We start from the raw sequence: 19,672 nt of genomic DNA, 5'->3' as shown, positions 1-19,672 counted from the left end.
GGAACCTAAACCAGTCCTGGGGGTGAGCGCCTCTGTTAATACGGTGCCGCACCAGCGGCAAGGCCGGAGGGCCTAGTTTTAACAGCAGTGCTCACCGCCAGGACGGGGCCCCGCGGCCGTGAGCGCTTACCGGAAAAGATGAAACAATACAGCTCGGGAGGCACCGGAGCAAACGCCAAAGCCTGGGGAAACAGCAGACTACGGCAGCAGCCCAGCCAAGGGAACAGCAGACCACGTATTCCTAAAATAACGGCACTGCAGCAAGCGGAAAAGGCAAGGGAAACAGCAAACCACGCATTCCTACACCTGCTGCAACAACAATAAAACAGAAAAGCTTTAGAAACCCTGCTTTCCACCGCACGGCCAAGGCAACAGAGCAAGTTTCCTCCAAGAAAGAAGCTCCTAAAAATGAAGCAAAATCGTTTCCTTTGTACAAGAAACAGCTCCACCCATGCAAAAACAGGACCTCACCGCAACCCACCGCAGAATAAAACCCTACATCCACCGCACCCCGGTACTGACCTCCCGGCTTCTCAATGAGATTGCCGGGGCAGAACTGTATTTTAAATGTGAGAATTTCCAGCGCATGGGGGCCTTCAAAATGCGGGGAGCCGTAAACGCGGTCCTGCAGCTATCTGAGGAGCAGAAAGCCCGGGGCGTGGTGACCCATTCCTCAGGGAACTTTGCGCAGGCACTGGCCCTGGCCGCGCAGAGCATTGGCGTGAAAGCTTACATTGTCATGCCTCAGAATGCACCGCAGGTGAAAAAAGACGCCGTGCGTAGCTACGGGGGGGAGATTATTGAATGCGCCTCTACCCCCATTGCCCGGGAAGAGCGGGCGGCGCAGGTGGAACAGGAAAAAGGGGCCTACTTCCTTCATCCGTCAAACGACCGCGAGGTGATTCTGGGGCAGGGAACGGCGGCGCTGGAACTGCTGGAGGAGCAGCCAGACCTCGCCTACCTCTTCTCCCCCGTGGGCGGCGGCGGACTCATTGCCGGCACAGCCCTGGCGGCCCATTATTTTGGGAAGGACTGCCAGGTCATTGGGGGTGAACCCTTCGGCGCTGATGATGCATACCGCTCGCTCCTCAGTGGCCAGCTTGAAACGAACGATACCACTCACACCATAGCTGATGGCCTGCGCACCCAGTTGGGGGATATTAACTTTCCCGTGATCAAAGAACATGTCACCAGAATCATTCGGGTAGAGGAAGCCGAAATCACCGCTGCCATGCGCCTGCTCTGGGAACGTCTGAAGGTGATTATTGAACCTTCCAGCGCCGTGGCGTTGGCGGCCCTGCTGCGGGAGAAAGATGAGTTCAAGGGCCAGAAGATAGGCGTGCTGCTCTCCGGCGGAAATGTAGACCTGAAGAATCTTCCGTTTTGAGCCTGATTTCAAAAAAACACTTTTCAGCGCCCGTTTCACTTTTGAGTTTGCGGGCCATACTTACCAGCGGGCGGTTCTGGCAAAGAATTTTGGAGCAGAACAGCAGCGCCATGGCGACACAAAGAGCAACCACAGGTTCTTCGTCAATTGATTCTGAGTGAAAAAGACAGCTAACCCCATGCTCAACACAAGACCCCACCCCAGTTCACCCACCGCTGTTTTTAAACCATTTTTTGCCCTTTAGGAAGGCATCTTTCGTACTACTGAATTCAACCTTGATCTAATCTAAAACACAAAACTATGATAGAAACCAAAGGATACGCCGCTTATGACCCAAACCAGCCGCTGGCTCCCTTTAATTTCAACCGCCGCGAAGTAGGGCCGCATGACGTTCTCATTGAGATCCTGTTCTGTGGCGTGTGCCACTCAGACCTGCACACGGCCAAGGCCGAATGGGGCGGTACCCAATATCCGGTAGTACCTGGCCACGAGATTGTAGGCCGCATCACCAAAGTGGGGGACCACGTGCAGAAATTCAAAGTGGGCGACCTGGCCGGGGTAGGCTGCATGGTAGACTCCTGCCAGACCTGCCCCAGCTGCCATGAGGGGCTGGAGCAGTACTGCGAGCAAGGCTTCACCGGCACCTACAACAGCCCAGAGAAAGGCATGGACACCCCCACCTACGGCGGTTACTCCAACCAGGTGGTGGTTACTGAGAACTTCGTCCTTAAGATAAGGGAAGACCAGGACCTTGCCCGGGTAGCCCCGCTCCTTTGCGCCGGCATCACCACGTATTCGCCGCTGCGACACTGGAATGTGGGCCAGGGCCACAAAGTAGCCGTGGTAGGCCTGGGCGGACTAGGCCATATGGCCGTGAAACTGGCGGCCTCTATGGGGGCTGAAGTGACCGTACTCAGCACCTCGCCCGGGAAAGAAGCCGATGCCCAATCTCTGGGAGCCCACAAATTTGTGGTTACCAAAGACCCGGAGGCTCTGAAGCAGGTGCGCGGCTACTTTGACTTTATCATCAACACCGTCTCAGCTAAAGTGAGCCTGGACATGTATGCCAGCCTGTTGCGAAGAGACGGCACCATGATCCTGTTAGGTGTTCCGCCTGAGGCCCCGGAACTGCATGCCGGCACCATGATCTTCGGGCGGAGAAGCATTGCCGGCTCCCTCATTGGCGGCATAGCCGAGACCCAGGAGATGTTGGATTACTGCGCCGAACACGGCATTCTGTCTGATGTAGAAGTCATTGACATGCACCAGATCAACACCGCCTATGACCGCATGCTGGCCGGCGATGTGAAATACCGGTTTGTCATTGACATGGCTACCTTGGAGCATGTGAATGCTTAATTGATCAATTCATTTTTTTACAGCAGCGCCTGCTTCATAAAGAAGCAGGCGCTGCTGTTTTTGGCCTGTTTTTCAGAAACTAAGCCAAAAACAGGTTAGATTTTTGGGCATAGTAGCGGAGGTTTTCTAATGGTTGAGGAGAAGTTTGAATCTGCCGCCGCCGCAGGGGCTATGTGTAGGCTGAAGTTCCCATGGCGGCGGCTTTTTGATGCTGAGTTTGGTGACTGCCAGTTGCCACTGCCACGGCAATGCGCAGTTTGCGGCTCCCTTGGCTCTCCCGTTTGCTCCGGTGCGAAATCCCATTGCTGTTGCATTGCCTCCGGTAAGCGCTCACGGCCGCGGGGCCCCGTCCTGGCGGTGAGCACTGCTGTTAAAACTAGGCCCTCCGGCCTTGCCGCTGGTGCGGCACCGTATTAACAGAGGCGCTCACCCCCAGGACTGGTTTGGGTTCCTCTCCTGCTACTTCCTTACTTGCTCTGTCTGTTTCTGCAGATAACTGTTGCTTATCCGCTAGCCTGAGATGAGCCCGTGCTGCGCACATCAGCCAGGGGCAGAAGTGCTAATTTAACAGAGGTGCCACTGGCAGAAGTGTTGATTGTTCATTGCTGCTTGTTTGCTTACTTATTGCTGCTTATTTGTCGCTTTCTCTGGTTCAAGTTTCCAACTTGGACCTATGGTGGCGGAAGTTTTCAGCTTCCATGAGGCGGCAGCCTCACATGACCTCTGCCCTCTATGGCCTCTCTATGGCGCGGAAGTTTCTTCCGTGCCTTCTAACGCCAGCTGATACTCCCGCGCTGGCGCGAATCTCCGGAGTCGTGCCTAATGATGATGGGCGGTCTCTGCCTGCCCTCGCGGCGCGGCGGCGAGACCAGGCATAGCTTTTTCATTAGTACTAAAGTGCCTAGGGCGAAAAGAAAGGACTCAGAACTCAGGACTCAGGACTCACTTCAATACTCCCCCTTTGAAGGGGGCGAAGGGGGATGTTGACACCTGCCGGTCCACGCAGGTTAGATAACTCCCCTCCCGGGAGGGGTTGGGTTGGGTCTCACGCATGGTAAGTTATTTCCCCAACCGAAGCCAAATCTCATGCTTGACTCTGAACTCAAGACTCAGGACAACCTCTAAACCTCCGGAGCGTCCAGAGACCAGCAAACGTCTGCGCCAACTTCTGTTTTCGGGCTACTTTTCCCAAAACAGGTCAAAACCAGAAACCGCCGACTTCAAAAGTTCAACATGGCGGCGTACACGCCTTTCACCACTTCCGCCATTCTATTAAAGTCAAGGGTATCAATGGTGTCGGTTTTCTGGTGGTAGTGGGGGTTTCTAAGGAAAGAGGTGTCATTGATCATGACCGCCTGGTACCCATGCGCCCAGTAGTTGCGGTGGTCAGACAGCGAAACGCCGGGCAAGTCGGGCGGGGCGGCAATAGACTGCACGTCAACGCGTGAATGTTCTTTCATGAACTGCTGTACCCGCTGCACTGTCTTCTCCTGCCCCTGCCGGCCCACCACCACAATAAAATTACCGGTGGTGGGGTACATTTTTTTCATAGATGCATGCTGGAACTCCTGCGAGTTGGGTTTGTCTGTGAAGTACCCTATCATTTCCAGGCACAGCATCAGCCGTACGTCCACCTTGTCCCGCTTCAGGGAAGCGGCGTGTACGGCACTGCCCATTTTCTCAGTGGCAAAATACGGCGGCTCCTCAAAGTTGAAGGCCACAAAGTCAATACGGTGTTTGAGCTCCGGTTGCTCTTCATGCAACACCCGCGCCAGTTCCAGCAAACCGGCCACCGCGCTGGCATTGTCATCGGCCCCCGGGGTGTCACCGCACACGTCATAATGCGCCCCCACAATCACCCGCTCCCCTTTTTCCGGCCCCGCCGAAAGCATGATATTCTCAAAGCCCTGGTGCAGCCCCTGCTTGCTCACCCGCCCACTCAGCTTGCAAAACTCCTGTTCCACGTAGGCGGCCGCTTTCCTGAGGGAGGCCGGGTGCCCTATGCTGCGGGGCGGATGCAGGGTGGTGAGGTAGTGCACATCTTGGTATAGGCGGTCGCGTTGAACAGGCATGGGGGAAGCGAGGTTGGTTACCTTCCTTTTACTGTTTCGCCCTAGCGGGGTTACCGTGCCCAGCCACGAATAAATACTCAATATTCTCCGGTTTGCAGTTGGGGAAACAGATGGGAGTACCAACCGGTAATCAACTTCCCGTTTCCCTCCCCGTACCTGAGGGGGAAGACCGTTCCTCCTATGAAAAAAATCATTCTCCTGGCAGTTCTCTCCAGCCTCTTCTCGTTTGGCGCATTTGCGCAGGAAGCAGCCCCCGGCTTTGAAACCGACCGCCCCAACCGTACCGAAGCCTCCACTTGGGTCGCCAGAGGCTATCTGCAGCTGGAAACCGGCTATCAATATGAGAAAAAGCGGCAGTCTGGCACGGAGCAAAGGAGTTGCCTCTACCCGCAGGCGCTCCTGCGGGTGGGGCTCCTAAAATCAGCAGAACTCCGGCTGGAGGCCACCTACCGCCAGGAAGACCAACGCATGGCCGAGCAGCCGGAAGAACAGGAGAAAGGGCTGAGCACCGTACGGGTGGGAACCAAGGTTAATGTGGTAGCGCCAAAGGGGGCTGTCCCTGAAATATCTGTTTTGGCAATGGCAGAACTGCCTTTGGGGCATGGTTCGTTTAAACCCAGGCATCTGGCACCTGACCTGAAGCTCCTCTTTACCAATGACCTCTCAAAGAAGGTGAAACTCCAGTACAATACCGGCTTCCGGCGCGAAAAGGAAGAAAACACCATGCTAGACCAATTCCAATACTCGGCCTCCCTGAGCTGGAAGATCAGTGAGAAACTGAGCGTGTTTGACGAGTTTTTCGGGGACAAAGTACCTGGCCACCACGCCCAAAACTATCTAGACGGAGGGGTGCAATACCTGCTTTTGCCCAGTCTACAAATAGACGCACTGGTGGGCACAGACCTCTCTGCGCATGCTGCAGAGGTCTTTGTGGGCGGCGGTCTCAGTGTGCGCTTGCCAAAGTAAAGACTGGCTGCGCCGAACCCTAAAAAGTAAGTATGATCTTAGGGAAGCCCTCTTCGCATGGGCCGCTGTTTTAGGCCTGTTTTCTGAAAAACAGGCCTAAAACAGCGGCCCATGCTCGCACAGTTAAAAGGAATCTTTATATTAGAACTTCCTTAAATGATTTTATAATACGAAATCGTTTCCCTGGCACCTTTGACCCCCACCCTATGCTCCTTGAACCAATAAGTATGGATGTGCTGCAAACCTCCCGCCTTACGCTTTGCCATCTGAACCCGCAAGATGCCGCGTTCATGTTTGAGCTCATGAATGACCCCTCCTGGATCAGATACATTGGCGACCGTGGAATCAGAACGGTGGAAGATGCGCGGGCTTACATCCAGAACGGCCCTATGAACAGCTATGAGCAGAAGGGATACGGCTTTTACCTGGTGAAACTGACCAAAGAAGACCTGCCCATTGGCATCTGCGGGTTGGTAAAGCGGGAGTTGCTGGAAGATGTAGACCTGGGGTATGCTTTCCTTCCGGCGCACACGGGCAAAGGATACGCCGTAGAAGCCGCCTCTGCCGTGCTGGAATATGCCATGACCACCCTAAACTTTCAAAGGGTACTGGCCATTACCACCCAGGATAACCAGCGGTCTATCCAGCTGTTAGAAAAGATTGGTTTAAAGTATGAAGGCACCGTAACACTGCCTTCTCAGCAGGAGGAGCTAAAACTGTTTGGCACCACCTGAAGGGCCACAAAAAAAGCCCCCGCACCACTTCTTTCAACGTGGCACCGGGGCTTTGGCAAATATGCTCTGAAATTTATCTTACCTGCACCGGATGGTCTTCCAGCTGGGCGTAAAAGAGTTTCCAGGCACCTTTGTCGTTCTTTTTCCAGATCAGCACAAAGTTTCCTTCGCCTTCACCGCGGGGCAGCTGCCGGTCAGTCGGGATCACGTCAACGGTGAACGTACCGCCTTCAAAGGCAATGCTGTCATCTACCCCAGTGGCCACCGGTGAGATTCTCAGGTTTTCAATAGAGCCCAGGGTTTCACGCACCCATTTCTGAGAAACTTCTGATTTGCCGTTGAAATGAACCTCCCCCTGCACAAAATGCACATCTTCTGCTAAGAGAGTGTCTAACTGGGCAGAGTTTCGGCTGTTCCAGGCACCAATGAAGGTCTGGTTCAGTTGCTGCACATTTACAGGCTCCTGCTTCTCTGCCGTCTTGGAACAGGAAGAAAGAAAGGCGACCAAAGCGATTATGATCAAATACGGTTTCATAGTATAGGTTTTAAGTTTGATACCACTCATACTCCCTTTGAATATTAGGAGTTTCAAATATTATCAGTCTTTTATCAAAAACGCCCAGGTTAAGGAGCTTGGGCGTTTTTGACAGGGGTTGGAAGTAAAGCCGGCTTACCAGCTTTTTCTTCTGTACTCCGTGTTGGAATATGGTTTTGAATAGTCACCATAGTCTTCATTGGGCAAGAAGCTCAGGTTGTTCATGCTCATGATCTGCGGCTGACCGGCGGTATAACCCGTCATCATAGCTGGGGCGGCCGGCGCGGCAGCTTTAGCTGATGAGCTGGCGGCTCTTTTAGCGGTACCGGCAGAACGGTTAGAAGAGCTATAGGCGTAGGCTCTGTTGGCCGCCACGGTTCTGTTGAACTCCGCCTGTTCCTCAGCAGCTTTTTTCTTCTGCTTGTTGTCAATGATCTTACCAATACCGTACCCGGCACCGGCACCTACCACACCGCCTACAACACCCCCAACGGCACGGTTTCTCTTATTGATAATGGCCCCGGCGGCAGCACCAGTACCGGCACCAATCACGGCACCTTTGGCTTGCGGACTCCACTTTTTCTTTTCTTGTGCTTGTACAGAACTGCTTAACACTACTGCAAACATCAGCACCAGGCTTAACATTACACTTACCTTTTTCATAACAGTTTCTTTATAGTGAGAGAAGTTTTTTACTCTGTTGGCGTACTAAACCCAAGTACCGTGCCAACTTTTAAATTTCGTTCCGCAACCCTTTTAGTCGCTGTAGAGGATATTCCAAGTTCCGTGCCAAACTTTCAAGCAGGTACTGAACCCGGTTTTCAAAGCCTTATACTGTTACTTGTCTATTTTAGATGCTTCTTTTACATTAGAGTCTTTAAGATGTTTAGGTAATCAACCCTTTCCCCCTTCTTAGAGCTTGTCTAAATTTTGGTTTTGCGAGCGAAAATGGGGAGCGAAAGGTTCTGACGAAGCGTTTTTTGAGCAGCATACGCCCCGCTATGGTGGGAGAAAAATGCGATATCAGGTTCTTTTGATACCATTTGCAGCGGAAAAGACAAATTTAAACATGCTCTTAAACCTATGGAAAAATATGCCCTCTTCGGGAAAATGATGGCGCAGCCCGGCAAGCGCGAAGAACTCCTCACCCTCTTAACCCAAGCGGCCCAGCTGGTCGCCACTGCCCCGGGCTGCCACCACTACATCGTTTACAAAGACGCGCAGCACCCAGACTGGATCTGGGTGAGCGAAATCTGGGACAGCGTAGAAGACCATGATAATTCCCTGCAAATTGAGGGTTGCAGAGAGTTGATCATGCAAGCCATGCCGCTTCTGGCGGGCAAGCCCGAAAAGATTGAGCTGGCCGTGGTGGGCGGCAAGGGCATTTCCTAACCGTTACGGCCTCCCCTGCTGCCTTTCTACACACCCCTGTACCAGATGAACCTCAGAAAACTCTGCCTGCCCGTATTGCTGCCTTTGCTGTTTTTGGCCTGTTCTGAGAAAAACAGCCCAAAAACGGCCTCGGCCGAAAACCTGAACCAGCTGGCCGCGCAGTACGTGCGGCTGGGGCTGGAGATTGGCCAGTATGACCCAGATTTTGTGGATGCCTATTACGGGCCAGACTCGCTCAAACCAACCGCGCCCAAGCTTCCCGTGTTTCCTAAAGACACACTTCTGGCGCGGGTGAACCGGCTGCTCACCCAGTTCCAACTATATGAGACCCAAGAAACGCCAGACAGCCTGCGCACCCGCGCGCACTGGATCTCGCAGCAACTGGTGGCGTTTGGGCGGCGCATCAGGATTTTCGCTGGCGAGTACGGCACCTTTGACGAGGAATCAAAAGACCTTTTTGGCGTAGAGGCGCCGCACTTTGCCCCGGGCACCTTCCCAGCCATGGTGCGGCAACTGGACAGCCTTCTGCCCGGTAAGGGCACGGTGCAGGAGCGGTACCAGAAACTGGCCAGCCGGTTCCATATTCCCAAGGAAAAACTAGACACCGTTTTCAAAACGGCCGTGGCCGAAGCCCGCCGCCGCACGCTTCAGCATTTTCAACTGCCCGCGCAGGAGTCTTTCACCCTTGAGTATGTCACCCAAAAACCGTGGTCGGGTTACAACTGGTACAAAGGCAACCTGCAGAGTGTCATTCAGGTGAACACAGACCTCCCCAAGAGTCTCAATGACGCCATCCTGTTGGCCTGCCACGAAGGCTACCCCGGGCACCACGTCTATAACGCCCTGCTGGAAAAGCACCTCTACCAAGACAAAGGCCACGTGGAAATCTCCCTGTACCCGCTGTTCAGTCCGCAGTCGTTCATCGCCGAGGGCAGTGCCAACTTCGGGGTGCAGGTGGCCTTTCCGCCTGCTGAGCACCAGCGGTACGCCCGTGAAGTCTTGCTTCCGCTGACGGGAATGGACACTACTAACCTGGCGCTTTATTACCAAGCCTCAGCCCTTATGGGTAAATTGAATTACGTGCGCAATGATGTAGGCCGAAAACTGTTGGCAGGAGCCATCACCGAAGCTCAGGCTGCCAAACAGTTGATGGAGGAAGGTCTCTATGAACAGGCCTCGGCAGAGAAGTCGGTGAGCTTTATTCAAAAATACCGCAGCTACGTGATCAACTACAACTACGGGCAAGACCTGGTGCAGCAGTACATTGAAGCCCAGGGCGGCACCCCTGAAAATACCCAGAAACGCTGGCAGCTGTTTGGGGAATTGCTGAGCAACCAGATCACGCCGGGTGATTTGAGTAAGAAGGTGAAGTAACTATTTGCCCTGATTTTTTTCACAGCCATGCCTGCTCTTTCTAAGGTGCAGGCTTGGCTGTTTTGGGGCTGTTTTGAGAAAAGTAGGCTGAAAACAGAAATTGCGCCTCATCCGCCAGCCTTGCGCATTTAACGCAATTGCGTTATCTTGTATAGACAAAGCCCAAGGTCATGCTAAAACTCACTTCTCTCCTGCAACACAAGTACGCCAAGTATTTTCAAGTAGCGCTTGCCACTTATTTCATCTTCCAGTTTGGGGTACGGGTAGGTGAGTTTTTGTTTTATGTATTTAATCATATCTTAGCTTAACTACTTCCTCAAAAGTTCATTTACTTATTGAAGCAGTTAGATTCTCCATTAATCTTATTTCTTTCTTAACATTATTAAATTACAAACTAAATAATCAACTTAAAGTTCAAAGCAATGGCAGAAAACAAGTTACAGTCAATGACAGAGATATTCAATGAAAAATTTTTCAGAATTCCTGACTACCAAAGAGGCTATTCATGGGGGGAGAAACAATTAGAAGACTTTTGGGAAGACATTATTAATCTAAAAGATGACAGAGTTCACTATACTGGACTTCTGACTGTTGAACCTATTCCTCGGAGTTCAGTTGAAAATTTAGAAAAATGGCAAGATGACATGTGGTTCTTTGATCGTGAATTAAAAGCATATTATTTAATTGATGGCCAGCAAAGGCTTACAACTTCAATCATATTACTCAATGAAATACTAGGACAGTATAAAGATGAAGAAGATATAAATTTTAAAACAAAAGATCATTGGAGAAATAAGTTTCTATTCCAAACTTATAAAAACTCATACAAATCGTATATTTTCGGTTATGAAAAAGACAATCCAAGTGATGAGTTTTTTAAGACAAAGATTTTAAATCAAGAATCTTCAACATCCGACAAAGTCCCTGAACAAACACTATATACTTCAAACTTAAATTTTGCAAAAAAATTTTTCAACAAAAAACTCGAGAAACTAGAAACAAACGAAATTGAAAACATCTTTAAAAAAATTACAAGCAAAATCAAGTTTAATTTTTATGAAATAGATGATGAATTAGATACATATGTTACTTTTGAAACAATGAATAACAGAGGAAAACCTCTATCAACCCTAGAATTACTAAAGAACAGATTAATATATCTATCAACTTTACTAGATATTGATTCTTCATTGAAAGCTCGGCTAAGAAGTGATATCAATGAAACTTGGAAAACCATATATGAATTCTTAGGCAAAAACAAAGACAACCCACTTGACGATGACGACTTTTTAAGGAATCATTGGATTATGTATTATACATATGACAGAAAAGAATCAGATTCGTTTGCTAAATTTCTTCTAAATAAAAGATTTACTGCAAAAAATGTACTACAAAAAAATTTGAAATTCAATGATATAAAGGATTATATTGACAGTTTATCTAAATCAATAAAATCGTGGTTTTACTTGTTTAATGTACAGTACTCAAACTATAGTGATGAAACAAAGGAGTGGATACAAAAATTAAATAGGTTAGGCATGAGCGCTTTTCCTCCCCTTTTTATGGCTGCATTAACAAAATGCAAGGAAGAAGAGTTTCTACCACTATTAAAAGCTGCTGAAAAATTCATATTTTTAGTATTCAGGCTTTCACAAAGACCTTCTAACACTAAAAATAGCCACTTTTACAGGCTAGCAAATATGTTCTATTTTGAAAAAGACTATTGGGGTTACGGAGAAACGGACATAGAAAAAGTAATTAATGATATCAATTGGAATACCTTTGGATCAGATGAAGAATGGGGGTGGTTTGACTTAGGTAAATTCAGAAGCTACATTCAGGATCAATACAAAAAAGGAGAAGGTTTTTACAGTTGGAACGGATTAAGATACTTTTTATATGAGTACGAACTAAATCTTCAGGAAAAATCTCGAGGAAATAAAAAAGTTAAATGGAGCGATTTCAACAGAAGAAAGAAAGAAGATACAATTGAACATATCTATCCACAAACTCCTACTGATGATTATTGGAGAAATCAGTTTAAAAATTTTAATAAAAAAGAAAAAAACATCCTTTTACATAATCTAGGAAATCTTGTTTTATTGAATCAGTCGAAGAATTCTGAGTTACAAAACAAGTCTTTTAACTTTAAAAAGAAACATTTAAATAAAGAAGGAGATGAAGTTGGTTTTTACAATGGGTCTTATAGTGAAATAGCAATTTCATGTTATGACAACTGGGGAGCAGAAGAAATAATTAAAAGAGGGCTTGAATTGCTTACCTTTATGGAAAGAAGATGGAATATAAGTTTCCAAGAGTGGGAATTAGACAAAAAAGATTTATTACTATTGAACTTTAGTATTGAAAAACCAGAAGTACTAGAACTTTGACAATCCTAAAGGCCAGCTTCTTTAATTAAGAGGCTGGCCTTTCCGTTTCCAGCCTACTTTTCCCAAAACAAGCCAAAAACAGAAACCCCACTTCTCCTCCCCTTCCCCAAAACCTGTTATCTTTACTTTCTCGCAAAGCGTACCTCCCGTGAAGATAACCTCCGTCCGTTTCTGTAACCTCAACTCGCTGCAGGGCGAGCATTGTATACCGTTCAACCAGCCACCTTTGAGCGAGAGTGGGCTGTTTGCCATTACGGGGCCTACGGGCGCGGGCAAGACCACCATTCTGGACGCCATCACGGTGGCGCTGTACGGCCAGGTGCCCCGCCACGGCCGCGACGTGGCCGAAATCATGACCCGCCACACCGGCGAGTGCTGGGCCGAGGTGGAGTTTGAGGCCGAGGGGAAAGCGTACCGCGCCCGCTGGAGCCTTCGGCGCAGCCGCAGCAAGGCAGACGGCAAGCTACAGAGCCCCGTCATGGAACTCATTGATGCCGCCACGCAGGAAGTGCTGGAGAGCCGCCTCTCTGAGACCCGCCAGCGCATCATTGACCTCTGCGGACTGGATTTCCAGCAGTTCCTCCGCTCCGTGATGCTCAGCCAAGGCGATTTCACCCGTTTCCTGAAGGCCAGCGAAAGCGAGCGCAGCGAACTCCTGGAGAAACTCACCGACACCCGCATCTACTCCCAGATTTCCATGGCCGCCTATGAAAAGGCCAAGGCCGAAAAACAGAAACTGCAGGACATTGAGCAGCGGCTGCAACTAGACCAACTGCTGTCTGAAGAAGACCGCACCGCCCTGGAACAGGAAACCCTTCGGCTGAAAGCCGAGGCCCGCCTGGCCCAACAGCAGGTACAGCAGCACCTGCAACAGCAGACGTGGCTGGAGAACCTGCAGAAGCTCACCCAGAAAGAGACGCAGCTGAGCAGCCAACTCGCGCAGGCGCAAACCCAGCAGCAGGCCGGGCAGCTCAACCGCGAGAAACTGCAACGGCACGAGCAGGCCCAGCCGTTCCAGAGCGAACTGGCGCGCCTGCAGGAAGTACAGCGCCAGGGTGAAACCGTAGCGCAAGCCGTCTCTACATTGCAACAACAGGTGCCCGTGCAGGAGCAGAAGGTAGCCGCCCAAACGCAGGCCACCCAAATCGCCCGCACCACCCACTCGCAGGCGCAGCAAACCCTCATAGAGGCCGAACCGCGCCTGGACCAGGTGCTGCAGCAAGACTCGCATATTAGCGCACAGCAGGCCCAATACACCAAAGACCAACAAGCCGTCACGCAACAGCAGCAGCAGGTGCAGCAGCTTTCCCAACAACAAATGCAACAGCAGAATACCCTGCAACAACTGGTACAGGAAGGCAAGCAACTGAACGACTGGCTCAAAGAACACGGGTTGGACGAAGAACTTTCGCAGATGCTGCATGACGGCAGAGCTGAATATCGAAACTTGCAGGAGGTGCAGAAACAGCAGGAGAAGCTCCAGAAAGAGCAGGCTGTTTTTAGCTTAATTTCAGAAAAAGAGGCCGAAAACGAAGCCCTTACCAAACAGCAATTAGCCGCCACCGAAGGGCAACTGCAAGCCCAGCAACAGCAACTTTCTGCGTTACAGGAACAGGCCACCGCTGCCCTGCAAGGCCAGGAGCCCGAGGCGCTGGAGCAACTCTGCCAGCGCCTGCCCAGCGTGTGCAGCCAACTGGAGAAGCAGCTGGACCTGAGCAAAACCTACCTGCAGCAGGAGGCCCGGCGGCAGGAGTTGCAGGCGCAACTGGCCAAAATCACCCAAGACCTGCACCAGCAGCGCACCAGTCTCGGGCAAACTCAAACCGAGCGGGAACAGGCGCAGGACAAGCTCAAAGACCTGCAGCAGATTGTGGACCTGCAGCGGCAGATTCAGAAATACGAAGATGCGCGCGCCCAACTGCAGCCCCAGCAGCCGTGTCCGCTGTGCGGCTCCACGCACCACCCGCTGGTAGAGGCGCACCAGCCGCAGACCTTAAGCGAGGCCGAGCAGAACCTGCAGCAGCAGCAAACCATAGTACAGCGCCTGGACGGGCAGGAGCGGGAACTGGCCGCCGCCGTGCATCGCCTGGAACTCGCCGAGCAGCACACGCAGGAGCAGGTCACCCAGATTGCAACCTACGTTCAACAGCTGCAAACGCAGTTCGCTGCGCTAAATGCTGCCCTGGAGCTGGCCCATGAGATTGCCGTCTCAGACTCCATTGACCGCTACTGGAAAACCCGCAAAACCGAATTGCAGCAGGCCACCGCCACCTTAGAAAGCCTGCGCGGCCTCCGCACGCAGCTAGACCAAGCCCGCGCCACTGAGCAGAAAATACTCAACGAGCAACAGCGTTTTCGGCATGAAATGGAAAAAACAGCCCAAAAACGGACGCAGGCCGACACGCAACTGGCGCAACTGAAAACCGAGCTGGATGATGTAGCCGAACAGGCCAAGGTGATTTCCGAGACCCTGCAAGGCTTCTTCAGCACCTACGGCCTCACCTACTCGGGTGCCAACGGCGCAGAATTGCTGGCGCAGCTTGAGACGCGCAGGCAAACGTATGAGCAGAAAAAGGCGCTGCTGCCGGAGCTACGCGTCAACTACTCTGAGGCCAAAGCCGCCGCTGATAATGGCAAAGCCACCTTAGAAGAAAAGCAGACCGAACTCACCCAACGGCAAGCGCACCTGCAAACCGCACAGGAACAGCTGCAGGAACTCCGCCGTCAGCGGAATGCCCTGCTGCCAGAAGGCGTGCAGCCGCAAGCGGAAAAACAACGCTTACAACAAGCGCTGCAACAGGCGGCACAAGCCCTGCAACAATCAGAAGCTGGTTTGCAGCGCGAGCAGGAGCAACTGAACCTGCTCACCCATCAACTAAGCCAAAAACAGAAAGAACAGCAGGCGAGCCAGCAAGCGCAACAGGAACTGGAGGCGGCGCTGCTGCAGAAAATTCAGCCGTTGGGGTACGCTTCTTTAGCGGAATTGCAAGCCTTGCTGTTGCCAGAATATGAAGCGCGGCAGCTACGGCAGGAACAGGAGCGCCTGCAGAAAGCCCTGCATGAACTGGAGCACAGCCTTGCACAATGCCGCGTAGAGTACCAAACCGAGAAAGAGCGCCACCTCACCGAGTTGACATTGGATGAACTACAGCCGCTCCTCCAGACGCTGGAAGAGGAGAAAAACCAGCACCTCACCCAGATGGCCCGCCTGGAAATGCAGCTGCAGCAAGACTCTGATTTACGCGAGAAGCACCGCCAACTCACCCAACAGCTAGATGTGCAGAAAGGCGAAGCTGAGCGCTGGGCCCGGCTCGCCAACCTCATCGGCTCCGCCGATGGCAAGAAGTTCAGCAAGTACGCCCAAAGCCTCACGCTGGCGCGGCTGGTGGAACTGGGCAACCGCCACCTGCACCGCCTCAACGACCGCTACCGCATCTTAAAGAGCAATGAAAATGAGCTGGACCTCCAGATTCTGGACACCTACCAAGGTGATGCCGTGCGGTCGGTTAACTCATTGTCTGGCGGCGAAAGCTTTTTGGTGAGCCTTGCTTTAGCTTTAGGTTTATCAGACCTCGCCAGCCACAAAGCCCAGATTCACTCGCTGTTCATTGACGAAGGCTTCGGCACGCTGGATGCTGACACGCTGGACATTGCCATGGACGCCCTGGAAAGCCTGCAGGCCAGCGGCAAGATGATTGGCATTATCTCGCACGTAGAAGCCCTGAAAGAGCGCATCAGCACGCAGATTGTGGTGGAGAAACTGGCGGGCGGTAGAAGCAGTATCAGAGTGGAGAGTGCCGTGGGAATGGCCGTGTGATTTTTTGACCTCGTAGCGTCCAAGAGGACCTGCGAGCGTCTTCTTACAGCGTTGGCATAGACGCTCGCAGGTTATGCAGACGCTACGAGGTCTTTGGAGCAGTCGTATTTTGCGGGAAATCTGTTTTCGGCTTACTTTTCAGAAAACAGGCCAAAAACGGGAGTCAACCCTAAAGTATAGAGAAGCGAAAGAAGACACTAGGAAACCGAAGATAAAATTCACCACTTCTCAGGAGCAGGATGATAAACGGGAGTTTTAGCTTGGCAAAAGTTTTGAGGAGCGCTTGGCAGAGGCTTTCAGGTTAAATCAAAAGGTATACTGGGAGTTTTATTCCCAACCAAACCCACAGATGCCCAAACGCACCAGACTCTTTATAAAACGGGAAGATGAGACGCTAGAGCAATTCTTCGCCCGCAAGAATGCCTCAAAATAGCCATGCACTTAGTAAATCATTTCCTTATCTCTTATCCATCTAACTGATTTGAAAAAGTACAAGCAGGCCTCTGCCAGACCCAAAGATCTAAATGACCTGGAGCACTTCCCAGAGGTTTGATTTTTGTGGCATTTATTTGAGAACAATAGCTCCCAACTTTTCCCCAACCTTAGAGATTACGAACAAAACAAGCCGAAGGCAGACCTTGCATGAAAAGCTGTCTGTTTTCGGCCTGTTTTCCAGAAAACAGGCCGAAAACGCTACATCTTCTCGTCGTGCTGGGACTGGTCAAGGCCCAATTGCTCCTCTTCTACAGACACGCGGAGCGGTGAAATCAGGTTGGTCACTTTCAACAGAATCCAGGATCCGCCGAAGGCGAAAACAGATACCCCCACCAGCGCCCCCAGCTGCACCAGAAACAGCTTGGTTTCCCCAAAGATCAAGCCCTGGTCCGGTATGGCGGGGTTCACGCCTTTACTGGCGAACACACCCGTGAGCAGCATGCCCACCATTCCGCCCACGCCGTGGCACGGGAACACATCCAGTGTGTCATCAATGCTGGTGCGGGACCTGAAATCTACCAGCAGGTTACTCACCACAGAGGCAATCACGCCAATGGCGATAGAATGCGGCAAGGTTACAAATCCGGCGGCGGGCGTAATGGCCACCAGACCCACCACGGCACCAATGCAGGTGCCCATGGCTGAGGGCTTACGGCCTTTCACGGCGTCAAAGAAAATCCAGGCCAGGGCGGCTGCCGCCGAGGCCGTCATGGTGGTGGCCAGGGCCGTGGCCGCCAACGCATTCGCGCCCATGGCCGAACCCGCGTTAAAGCCAAACCACCCAAACCATAGCAAGCCCGTACCCAGTAGCACAAAAGTGATGTAGGCCGGGTTGTGGTTCGCCTCGCTGCGGCGTTTCAGGCAGATGGCAGACGCCAGTGCCGCCCACCCCGCTGACATGTGCACCACCGTTCCGCCCGCAAAATCCAAGACACCCAGCTGGAACAGAATACCCTGCGGGTGCCAGGTGGCGTGGGCTAGCGGGGCGTAAATGAAAAGGAAGAACAGCAGAATGAAAATGGTGTAAGAGGTGAACCTGATACGCTCTGCGAAGGCACCCGTAATCAAAGCCGGCGTAATGATGGCAAACTTCAGCTGGAACATGGCAAACAAGGCCAACGGAATGGTGGGTGCCAGTTCCCAGGCGGGGCCGTCCAGCACGTTCCGCATCATGAAGAAGGTGGCGGGATTCCCGAAAACACCCCCAATAGAATCGCCAAAGGCCAAGCTAAACCCAAACACCACCCAGATCACCGACAGCATAGCCATACAGATGAAACTCTGCAGCATGGTTGAGATCACGTTTTTCCGGCTCACCATGCCGGCGTAAAAAAAGGCCAGCCCGGGCGTCATGATCAGCACCAGGGCTGCGGCGGTGAGCATCCAGGCGGTATCTGCCGGGTTGAATTCTCCCTGCGCCGCCCCTTTGGGCACAGACGGGAATACAAAGGTGAGAACAACGGTGATCACCAACAGAAAGAAGGGAATCTTAGAAAGCTTAGTGGTCATGAAAGGTTTTGTTTGCAGGTTAGTAGTTTATAGGCCAATACTGAAAATTCAGTAAAAATTTAACATCAACAAAAGCATTAACCTAAAATATTTTCAAACAATCCTTATTTCTGCTGTCATTTATTAAATACACATTAAGACTTTTTTAAAGTGAGCGTCTGTAGCCAACCTGATTTACAACTTTCCATAATTCTGGCGGCTAAATTTTAGCAAAGTAGTAACTATCAAGCCCTTCAGGGCTTTAGACCAGGTTCAGCTTTTTTTGCCTTGCAAGTGACCTCTCAGGTTTCGGTCTTCGGGCGTTTTACATCTTTGTAAGGCAGCCAAGCACGTAAGTGCCGGGCTTTATACTATACATTTCTCTCCTCTCTGTCCTCCTGGAAGGATCTTGTGAGCGAACTAGATTGTCTCATAAGAAAGCGAACCGCCGCTTGCTACTAAAATTCTTCCAGAAGGATAAAAGAGGAGAAAGGCATCTGGAGCGAGGTAAACTGGTTAACGTTCGCTTATACTTTGAATTCCGCAGGCGGAAATATAGCGATAGGGGCTTCTAAAGTGATTTTAGAGCAGTAAACGAACTCTCCTGGTGCGAGGTCAGGCCCTTTTTTAGGCCCGTATGCAGCGCAATAGACACAGTTAAACCTGCTCTAATAAAAACTGCTGCGGCACCGGTTACAGAATCAAAACTGGTTAGCCCCTTAGCCGCAGCAGACTTTGCCATAAAGAAAGAACTTGGATTAGAGGAAAGTTAAGCGTCCTGTTTTCGGGCTGTTTTTCAGAAAACAGCCCGAAAACAGGAAATGAAACCAGCAGGTTTGCGGTGGTACTTCATATCATTCCCGCTATTTTTGCCGTATCTCCTGTAATCAAAACTTCTCCCTTATGCGTTCTGGTCAGCTTCTCTTATTAAAATGTTGGGTATGGCTGTTTCTCTTTGTCTCCTGCCAGCAGGCGCAAAAGCAAGAGCAGCAACCGGAACCCCAGACGGGCAACGGCTACAAAGTCATTGCCATCAAAGACGGCGACACCATTGAACTGCTAAAAGACGGGAAGCCGCTGCGGGTGAGGCTCTACGGAGTTGACGCCCCTGAGAAGAACCAGGATTTCGGGACCAAGTCCAGAATGTACACCTCTGAAATGGCCTTCGGGAAATATGTGCAGCTGGTAGAGCACAACCTGGACCGTTACGGCCGCACCGTGGGGGAAATTATTCTGCCTGACGGCCGAAACCTGAACGAGGAACTGGTCAGGAACGGCTTTGCCTGGCATTACGTCGCCTATTCTAAAAGCAAACAGCTGGCCCAGCTGGAAGCAGAGGCAAGAGCAGACAAACGTGGGCTTTGGGCCGGGCCTTCGCCGCAGGCGCCCTGGGAGTTCAGGAACGGGAAAAGGAAAAAAGCCGCAGCGGGTAAAAAGCAGGAACAATCAGATATCAAAGACACTGCACAGCCGGGCAGCGCGGGCCGTGTCTTTATCTGTGACAGTAAAAGCGCCAGCACGTACCATGTGCTAAAAGGGTGCCGCGCCCTGGCCTCCTGCAAAAGCGAGGTGCGTACAATCACCTCTGCCCAGGCAGCAGTTAAAAACCGCCACCCCTGCAAGGTCTGCGCCCAGTAACACCTGACAACCACTCCCCTTTTTG

At 51.5% G+C, this 19,672-nt stretch carries 14 protein-coding genes; 9 read left to right on the top strand and 5 right to left on the bottom strand.

Annotated elements, in window-relative coordinates; translation table 11 throughout:
• Positions 1-451: 451 nt before the first annotated feature.
• The gene (locus FHS90_RS04525) at positions 452-1,387 is read left to right on the top strand and encodes a pyridoxal-phosphate dependent enzyme (RefSeq protein WP_182512065.1); all 936 of its coding nucleotides are present in this window, start codon (positions 452-454) and stop codon (positions 1,385-1,387) included.
• Between the two features lie 300 nt (positions 1,388-1,687).
• Complete coding sequence (locus FHS90_RS04520; protein ID WP_182512064.1) at positions 1,688-2,746, top strand: NAD(P)-dependent alcohol dehydrogenase; 1,059 nt, start codon at positions 1,688-1,690, stop codon at positions 2,744-2,746.
• Between the two features lie 1,220 nt (positions 2,747-3,966).
• On the opposite strand, the gene FHS90_RS04515 is transcribed toward FHS90_RS04520, so the two are convergent.
• Positions 3,967-4,818: a M28 family peptidase gene (locus tag FHS90_RS04515; RefSeq protein ID WP_182512061.1), complete on the bottom strand. Its 852-nt coding sequence runs from the start codon at positions 4,816-4,818 to the stop codon at positions 3,967-3,969.
• A 180-nt stretch (positions 4,819-4,998) separates the two neighbouring features.
• Here FHS90_RS04515 and FHS90_RS04510 point away from each other — a divergent pair, with 180 nt between their 5' ends.
• Together FHS90_RS04510 and FHS90_RS04505 are read left to right on the top strand one after the other, a co-directional pair.
• On the top strand, positions 4,999-5,784 hold the full coding sequence (locus FHS90_RS04510) for a transporter (RefSeq protein WP_182512059.1): 786 nt from the start codon (positions 4,999-5,001) through the stop codon (positions 5,782-5,784).
• A 206-nt stretch (positions 5,785-5,990) separates the two neighbouring features.
• A complete protein-coding gene (locus FHS90_RS04505) occupies positions 5,991-6,518 on the top strand; it encodes a GNAT family N-acetyltransferase (RefSeq protein WP_241499039.1) in 528 nt (175 codons plus the stop codon).
• A gap of 73 nt (positions 6,519-6,591) precedes the next feature.
• Here FHS90_RS04505 and FHS90_RS04500 read toward each other — a convergent pair whose 3' ends face one another.
• Complete coding sequence (locus FHS90_RS04500; RefSeq protein ID WP_066836222.1) at positions 6,592-7,053, bottom strand: nuclear transport factor 2 family protein; 462 nt, start codon at positions 7,051-7,053, stop codon at positions 6,592-6,594.
• Between the two features lie 135 nt (positions 7,054-7,188).
• Positions 7,189-7,716 (bottom strand): YMGG-like glycine zipper-containing protein, encoded by a 528-nt coding sequence (locus tag FHS90_RS04495; RefSeq protein ID WP_066836227.1) that lies wholly within the window; start codon positions 7,714-7,716, stop codon positions 7,189-7,191.
• Between the two features lie 420 nt (positions 7,717-8,136).
• Here FHS90_RS04495 and FHS90_RS04490 point away from each other — a divergent pair, with 420 nt between their 5' ends.
• Positions 8,137-8,445, top strand: coding sequence for a putative quinol monooxygenase (locus FHS90_RS04490; protein WP_182512057.1), 309 nt, complete (start codon positions 8,137-8,139; stop codon positions 8,443-8,445).
• Positions 8,446-8,490: 45 nt separating this feature from the next.
• On the top strand, positions 8,491-9,819 hold the full coding sequence (locus FHS90_RS04485) for a hypothetical protein (protein WP_182512055.1): 1,329 nt from the start codon (positions 8,491-8,493) through the stop codon (positions 9,817-9,819).
• Between the two features lie 173 nt (positions 9,820-9,992).
• On the opposite strand, the gene FHS90_RS22580 is transcribed toward FHS90_RS04485, so the two are convergent.
• Positions 9,993-10,115 carry a hypothetical protein gene (locus tag FHS90_RS22580; protein WP_281367867.1) on the bottom strand — a complete coding sequence of 41 codons (123 nt, stop codon included), beginning with the start codon at positions 10,113-10,115 and terminating at the stop codon, positions 9,993-9,995.
• A 126-nt stretch (positions 10,116-10,241) separates the two neighbouring features.
• Here FHS90_RS22580 and FHS90_RS04480 point away from each other — a divergent pair, with 126 nt between their 5' ends.
• Positions 10,242-12,209 carry a DUF262 domain-containing protein gene (locus tag FHS90_RS04480; RefSeq protein ID WP_182512053.1) on the top strand — a complete coding sequence of 656 codons (1,968 nt, stop codon included), beginning with the start codon at positions 10,242-10,244 and terminating at the stop codon, positions 12,207-12,209.
• Positions 12,210-12,357: 148 nt separating this feature from the next.
• A complete protein-coding gene (locus FHS90_RS22715; RefSeq protein WP_182512051.1) occupies positions 12,358-16,026 on the top strand; it encodes an AAA family ATPase in 3,669 nt (1,222 codons plus the stop codon).
• 693 nt (positions 16,027-16,719) lie between these two features.
• On the opposite strand, the gene FHS90_RS04470 is transcribed toward FHS90_RS22715, so the two are convergent.
• On the bottom strand, positions 16,720-18,030 hold the full coding sequence (locus FHS90_RS04470) for an ammonium transporter (RefSeq protein WP_182512049.1): 1,311 nt from the start codon (positions 18,028-18,030) through the stop codon (positions 16,720-16,722).
• A gap of 882 nt (positions 18,031-18,912) precedes the next feature.
• Here FHS90_RS04470 and FHS90_RS04465 point away from each other — a divergent pair.
• Complete coding sequence (locus FHS90_RS04465; protein ID WP_182512047.1) at positions 18,913-19,647, top strand: thermonuclease family protein; 735 nt, start codon at positions 18,913-18,915, stop codon at positions 19,645-19,647.
• The last annotated feature ends 25 nt before the right edge of the window (positions 19,648-19,672 follow it).

The organism is Rufibacter ruber (genome assembly GCF_014138425.1).
GTDB lineage: Bacteria > Bacteroidota > Bacteroidia > Cytophagales > Hymenobacteraceae > Nibribacter > Nibribacter ruber_C.
This window is presented reverse-complemented; position numbering and strand designations above follow the sequence as displayed.

Excerpts from the sequence above, each read along its gene's own strand:
- FHS90_RS04505 (WP_241499039.1), top strand. The coding sequence starts at position 5,991 with ATGCTCCTTGAACCAATAAGTATGGATGTGCTGCAAACCTCCCGCCTT.
- FHS90_RS04500 (WP_066836222.1), bottom strand. The coding sequence starts at position 7,053 with ATGAAACCGTATTTGATCATAATCGCTTTGGTCGCCTTTCTTTCTTCC.
- FHS90_RS04525 (WP_182512065.1), top strand. The coding sequence starts at position 452 with ATGCAAAAACAGGACCTCACCGCAACCCACCGCAGAATAAAACCCTAC.
- FHS90_RS22580 (WP_281367867.1), bottom strand. The coding sequence starts at position 10,115 with ATGATTAAATACATAAAACAAAAACTCACCTACCCGTACCCCAAACTG.
- FHS90_RS04485 (WP_182512055.1), top strand. The coding sequence starts at position 8,491 with ATGAACCTCAGAAAACTCTGCCTGCCCGTATTGCTGCCTTTGCTGTTT.
- FHS90_RS04495 (WP_066836227.1), bottom strand. The coding sequence starts at position 7,716 with ATGAAAAAGGTAAGTGTAATGTTAAGCCTGGTGCTGATGTTTGCAGTA.
- FHS90_RS04520 (WP_182512064.1), top strand. The coding sequence starts at position 1,688 with ATGATAGAAACCAAAGGATACGCCGCTTATGACCCAAACCAGCCGCTG.
- FHS90_RS04465 (WP_182512047.1), top strand. The coding sequence starts at position 18,913 with ATGCGTTCTGGTCAGCTTCTCTTATTAAAATGTTGGGTATGGCTGTTT.
- FHS90_RS04515 (WP_182512061.1), bottom strand. The coding sequence starts at position 4,818 with ATGCCTGTTCAACGCGACCGCCTATACCAAGATGTGCACTACCTCACC.
- FHS90_RS04510 (WP_182512059.1), top strand. The coding sequence starts at position 4,999 with ATGAAAAAAATCATTCTCCTGGCAGTTCTCTCCAGCCTCTTCTCGTTT.
- FHS90_RS04480 (WP_182512053.1), top strand. The coding sequence starts at position 10,242 with ATGGCAGAAAACAAGTTACAGTCAATGACAGAGATATTCAATGAAAAA.
- FHS90_RS04490 (WP_182512057.1), top strand. The coding sequence starts at position 8,137 with ATGGAAAAATATGCCCTCTTCGGGAAAATGATGGCGCAGCCCGGCAAG.
- FHS90_RS04470 (WP_182512049.1), bottom strand. The coding sequence starts at position 18,030 with ATGACCACTAAGCTTTCTAAGATTCCCTTCTTTCTGTTGGTGATCACC.